The sequence below is a fragment of the Streptomyces sp. NPDC059695 genome (genome assembly GCF_042733785.1).
In the GTDB taxonomy this organism is placed as follows: domain Bacteria; phylum Actinomycetota; class Actinomycetes; order Streptomycetales; family Streptomycetaceae; genus Streptomyces.
This window is the reverse complement of record NZ_JBHWFF010000007.1, coordinates 200849-206170: the sequence shown is the minus strand read 5'-3', so window position 1 is coordinate 206170 and position 5322 is coordinate 200849. Positions and strand designations below refer to the sequence as shown.

Below are 5322 nucleotides of genomic sequence, written 5' to 3'. Positions count from 1 at the left end.
CCCGCGCCCCGGGGGGCGGCGGCGGGCGGGCGGGGGCGCCCCCGAGCGCGCGGCCCCGCCGCGCGCGGACCGGCCCCCCCCCCCCCCCCCCGCGCGCCCCCCCCCCCCCGCGGCCGTCAGGGGGCCCAGGGGGCGAGCATCTCCTTCATCGCGTCCGCCATGGCGAACTGCAGCAGGGGACCATAGGTGATCCGTCCGACGCCGAGGCGGCGGAAGCGTGCGAGATCGTGTCTGACCGGGTGGGCTGTGGTGTTCACCGGAATGGCCACGGCCCCGATCACCGCGGTGAGCAGGTCGTCGTCGTCCTGGATGCTCACCGGGTAGACGCTGTCGGCGCCGGCCTGCTCCATCGCCTTCAGCCGCTCGATCGCCTCGTCCAGCACGTCGGCGGCCACGTCGGCGTTCTGGAACAGGTCGGTCCGTCCGTTGACCCACACCGGGATTCCCGCGTCGTCGGCCGCCGCGCGCAGACCGGCGATGAAGTCGGCGTGCTCCCGCGTACTGCGCATGCGTCCGCCGTCCGAGTGGACGGTGTCCTCCAGGTTGAGCCCGACGCCACCGGCCTCGGTCAGTCCCGCGACGAGATCGGCGGGCCGCTGTCCGTAGCCCGCTTCCAGGTCCACGGACACGGGGACGTCGACCGAGGCGGTGATGCGGCGGACTGCGGCGAGCACTTCCTCGAAGGTCTGCCCTTCGTGATCGTCGGCCCCTCGGGAGTCGGCGAGCGGATGGCTGCCCACGGTCAGCGCCGGGAAGCCTGCGGCGACTGCCGTACGTGCGGACCAGACGTCCCACACGGTCGGCAGCACGAGCGGCTTGTGCTCGGCGTGCAACTTCTTGAGGAGCTGGGCGCGTTCCACGGTCGTACGAAGGTCCATACGTGGACGCTACCCCGGTATCGCCATGGAACGGCGCCGACGGGGCGCCGGCCGTGGAGAAAGTCCGGGCACGACCCTCGGGCGGGTGGGCTTCGGCCGCGTCCGCGGTCGCGTCCACTCCGCCGTTCGGAGCGGTGAGGTTCGGTCCACGCCCCCGACGGTTCTCCCCCTCGGGGCCTGCCCCGTCCGCGTCCAGCCGCGCCGCCGCGCAGGCCCGCACCCCCGCAGCCGCGGCCCCGGCCAGAGCTGACGTGGCGCCAGGCAGTGCTCCACTCCCCGCCAAGCCGATCACCGTCGGTCGGTCCGCCCTGCCTTCCACTCCCTCACCGAGCCTCTGGCTGCCCGCTGCCGGCGGCCGTGGTCCCGGCGGCGGCACGGGCAGCGCTAGCATCAGGGGCCAGACCTCCACGAGCGAAGGCGAATTCCACGCGATGGCAGATGACGCGTTTCTGTTCCTCCTGCCCGAACGACACCCGCGGCTCGGTGCGGCTCTGGCCGCAGTCGGCGATCTGGAGTGCTCCGAGACCCCCGCTGTGCACGGCTGGCTCCAGGCCCACGGCGTCTCCGCATCCTCGGAGGAGGTCAGAATCGTGCCCTTCGACGCTGCGGAGTTCATCCCCGAGAGTGCCGAACAGCTGCCGATCCCGCTGAGCCCCGACGAGACGGTGCGCGTGGAGCAGGCGTGCGCGCCGCGGTCGGTCACCGACATGGAGACGGAGCTCCTGCAGTTCCGGGAGACCACACAGGACTGGGAGGGCCTTGTCCACCGGGCGCTCACCGCGGGCATCCCCGCGCCCCGCATCGCCCGCCTGACCGGCCTCGACCCGCAGGAGATCGGCCGCCTGGTGCTGTGAGGCACCGAGGGGCGCCCGGCCGGTCCTGTGCGATGCCCGGGCGGCAGAGCAATGTCGGCGTGGCGCCGGAGCGGTAGCCCCGCTCAGCGTCGGCGCGTCGGCTCCTCCCCGCCCTGGGCGCTCGGGAGCGTTTGGGCGCGCCCTTCGGTCAACCGCTGAAGGACGGGGTTCCCGGGGCGCAGGAGAAGCTCAGTGCCAGACGGTATTCCAGTCCTGGGTGGGGGAACCGCTGTCGTTCAGGTCGATGTGCGACAGGATGCCGACCAGGACGAGCACCACGATGATCACGACGAGAACGGCCACCCAGACATGGTCCGCGGCCGATGGTTCGTGTGTGCCCTGCGGGCGATCCGGCCGGACACCGTCCGCCTCGGCACTCCGGATCTCGTCGTCGTTGTGTGCGTCGGCCATGGGCGCCCCCTCCCCCACCCCATGGCACCGCGCGGAGCAAGCCGCGTCAAGCCCTTCACGTCAGGGGCCCGGCCAGGAGGCCAGAAGGCTGGTGGGGCGATGTTCTGGTGCCGGAGAGTCGAACCGGGCTGCCCGTACGCCCCACAGGCTGCTTGCCCCCTGCCGGATCTGCGGCCTCGAGATGTCGTATGCGCGACGGCGGGACGATCGCTCCCCTACGGCGCAGTCCAGCCCCCGACCGGAGAAGTGCGGGCCGGGGGCTTCGCCGCAGCCTCTACGCCCGGGCGAACGCCCTGCTGGCGACGATGTTCGCGATCACGACGTAGACGACTGCGGCGATGCCGTAGTCGAGGATCACCTGGAGGGTGTTCCCGGCGACGTCGAAGAGCCCGATCGACCAGCCGGCGAGCCAGTCGGCGGCGGAGTGGAACCAACCGACCAGAGTGTTGCCCCGGTTGGCGTCGAGCAGGTCCATGAGGATCCAGACGACGAGGATGCCCGCGAGCACGTGGGCCACGGTTCTTATGACGGAGTCGATGCCTCTCATGGGCTCCGTCTTGCCCGGGAGCGCGATGGCAAACGGCCCCGCCGCGGCTCCTCCTGAGAGGTCGTCTCCTTCGGGCAGGTGAAGCGGCTGTCGAATCTGCGGGCGACGATACGGCTGTCGTTCCGCCTGCGCCTGGAGGGGAGCCGGCCGTTGCGGCGGGCCGGCAAGGGCACGGCGGACAGGGCTTCGGCGGCGACGTGGACGTTGCCCGGGGCATCGCGCTCCTTCGCGATCCAGCAGCCGGTGGACGCGGTCCTGGGCCCCGGTCCGCAGTCGCGGAGGATCTTGTAGTTCTTCATGCGGGCGAAGGCGTGCTCGACGCGGGCTCTGGCTCTGCGGTGCTCGGCGTTGTCCTCCTCATCGCCGGGACGGCGGGCTCGTCCGGGACGTTTGCGGTGCGGGCCGACGAGCCCGGTGTTGATGTAGGCGCCGTCGGCCAGCACGGTCACGCCTTCGCAGCTCTCGGCCAGGCCGGAGTTCCGCCACGCCCTCGCGTCAGCGGTGTTGCCCGGCACCGGCCGGGCCGCGGCGACCACCAGCTTGGTGCCGGCATCGATGATGACCTGCACGTTCGCCGAGAACCGGTAGTCACGCGAGGACGCGCCGCTCTTCCAGTCACGGACCGGGATCAGCGTGCCGTCCACGATCCACAACCGCTCCACCACTTCGGCCGGGCGGATGGCCGGCTCGATCGCCAGCAGCGGCCGCAGCCGCGTGATCACCCGGCACACCGTCACGGGCGAGCAGCCGAACAACGGCGCAAGCTGCCGCATCGTGAGGTTCGTGCGGTGGTAGACGGCCACCAGCAGCACCCGGTCCGCCAGCGGCACACACCACGGCCGGCCACCACCAGGACCCTCCCCGCCCCGCTCCCGGACCACCTTCAGCAACCGTTCCAACTGCCGCATCCTCGGCCCCGTGAACGTCTCCACCGCCTCTATGATCGACCCTCCGCAGACAGACGACAGGTGGAGGGCGTGATGCCTGGTCAGGTGACCGCAGTCAGCCGTAACGAGGGGTACTCGTTCAGCAAGCCCAATCGCGATTCCATCAGCCTGCTCACGGGGCTCGGAGTGGAAGGAGACGTTCACGCAGGTGAGACGATCCGCCACCAGTTCCGCATGACCTACGAGCCGAACCTGCCCAACCTGCGCCAGGTCCACCTGATGCACGAGGAACTCTTCGACGAACTCGCGCTCAAGGGCTATCGGGTCTCTGCGGGCCAGCTCGGCGAAAACATCACCACACGCGGGACGGACCTGTTGGGCCTGCCTACCGGCGCCCTGCTCCATCTCGGGAAGCAGGCAGTACTTGAGGTGACCGGACTGCGCAACCCATGCTCGAAGATCAACGACTTCCGCAAGGGCCTGCTCGGTGAGGTCTTCGCCATCGACCCCTTGTCCGGCGAGTTCACGTTCAAGTGTGGCGTCATGGCTGTGGTCCGCCGTGGAGGGACCGTCCGCCCTGGCGATTCCATCCAGTTCGAGCTCCCCCCGCTCCCTCACCGCCCACTGGAACGGGTCTAGGTTCTTGTTCCGCGGTCATCGGCGTGCCCAGATGAGGACGGCGGCGAGGGGACGACAGCGCGGATTCCACGTCGACGGAGGTGGTCTCGGGTCGCGCGGGATGAGTACGCGCGGTCCGCCAGGACGGCATCGGGCCGGCTCCTCGGTCTTCCCGGCCCGCTTCGCGGAACACGGATGCGGACCATGACGGTCCTGAAGGATGGGGCGTCGCCCGCCTGGCCTGCGGTGACGCAGAGGGCGAGGGGCGTGCCAGGCTGTCGCTGGCGAGGTGGACCTTCGTGCTCAGGCCGCCGCGGGAGCGTCCAAGCCCATGATCGTCAGGTTCGGTCCGACCTGGAGGCCCTTTCCCCTGGCGCCGGCGGCGTGCTGGTGAGCCCGGCGGGCGGTGGAGTCCACCGACACGGTCCAGCCGATGTCGTCAGCACCCTCGGCCGCTGCCAGGACCGCGGCGACGATACGTTCCCAGGCGCCGTCCACAGCCCACCTGATCAGCCGTTTGTGGGCGGTCTGGAACAAGCCGAGTTCAACAGCTCGATCCGGTCCCACATCGCATCAGCGATCACTAATCGGACAGACACACCCGATAGACAGACCAACCGATCAAAGAGACACGCTCCAGGTCAGGAGCGCGTTGTACGAGACCGAGGTCCCGCTGCACAACCTCGGCCCCGCTCACCGACACGGACCCACCCGACTGACCGGTGGGCCGACCGCCCCGGCGAGGTTCGGCGCCTGGTCGATCGGTCGCCAACCTCCGGAACCGCGTCGCCTGCGGCCGAGCATCTGACGGTGCACTCTCCAGATGCGATACCTCGACCCCGACCGCCCGCCTGACGGCCACCAGTCCGAGGGGAGCACACCTCGCCGCACTCGACCAGCGCGTTCCGATCGGCCTCGGGCTGCTTGCCACTCTCCCCGGAGGTGTCCGCCGACGGGCGACCGGCGGTCCGTCCACCGACCAGAACATGGATGCTCGGTGCGCGTGTCCGGGCGGCTCGGGTCAGGGGGGGGGCGGGGGGGGGCCGGGCCCCCCCGGAGGCCCCACCCGACCCCCCCGCCCCCCCCGAGAGACCGGCCCGGGGGGGGGGGGAGGGGGTGACCGCCCC

The 5322-nt window shown here is 71.0% G+C and carries 5 protein-coding genes and 2 pseudogenes; 2 read left to right on the top strand and 5 right to left on the bottom strand.

Translation table 11 applies throughout. From position 1 onward, the window contains the following. Window positions 1-116: 116 nt before the first annotated feature. Window positions 117-878: an isocitrate lyase/phosphoenolpyruvate mutase family protein gene (locus ACFV2S_RS11720; RefSeq protein WP_385556571.1), complete on the bottom strand. Its 762-nt coding sequence runs from the start codon at window positions 876-878 to the stop codon at window positions 117-119. A 431-nt stretch (window positions 879-1309) separates the two neighbouring features. On the opposite strand from ACFV2S_RS11720, the gene ACFV2S_RS11715 reads away from it, so the two are divergent. Further along, window positions 1310-1732 (top strand): DUF6003 family protein, encoded by a 423-nt coding sequence (locus ACFV2S_RS11715; RefSeq protein WP_385556570.1) that lies wholly within the window; start codon window positions 1310-1312, stop codon window positions 1730-1732. 189 nt (window positions 1733-1921) lie between these two features. Here ACFV2S_RS11715 and ACFV2S_RS11710 read toward each other — a convergent pair whose 3' ends face one another. The 3 genes and pseudogenes from ACFV2S_RS11710 to ACFV2S_RS11700 all read right to left on the bottom strand — a co-directional run. Then, window positions 1922-2143, bottom strand: coding sequence for a hypothetical protein (locus ACFV2S_RS11710; protein WP_385556568.1), 222 nt, complete (start codon window positions 2141-2143; stop codon window positions 1922-1924). A 274-nt stretch (window positions 2144-2417) separates the two neighbouring features. Further along, window positions 2418-2690, bottom strand: a complete 273-nt coding sequence (locus ACFV2S_RS11705; protein WP_385556566.1) for a hypothetical protein — start codon at window positions 2688-2690, stop codon at window positions 2418-2420. 269 nt (window positions 2691-2959) lie between these two features. Beyond that, window positions 2960-3598, bottom strand: a pseudogene (locus ACFV2S_RS11700) (transposase); the annotation flags it as partial. Window positions 3599-3670: 72 nt separating this feature from the next. Between ACFV2S_RS11700 and ACFV2S_RS11695 the strand changes: the two are divergent. Further along, a complete protein-coding gene (locus ACFV2S_RS11695) occupies window positions 3671-4216 on the top strand; it encodes an MOSC domain-containing protein (protein ID WP_385556564.1) in 546 nt (181 codons plus the stop codon). A gap of 8 nt (window positions 4217-4224) precedes the next feature. Here the strand turns inward: ACFV2S_RS11695 and ACFV2S_RS11690 are convergent. Continuing rightward, a pseudogene (locus tag ACFV2S_RS11690) lies at window positions 4225-4768 on the bottom strand (IS5 family transposase); the annotation flags it as partial. Between the last annotated feature and the right edge of the window lie 554 nt (window positions 4769-5322).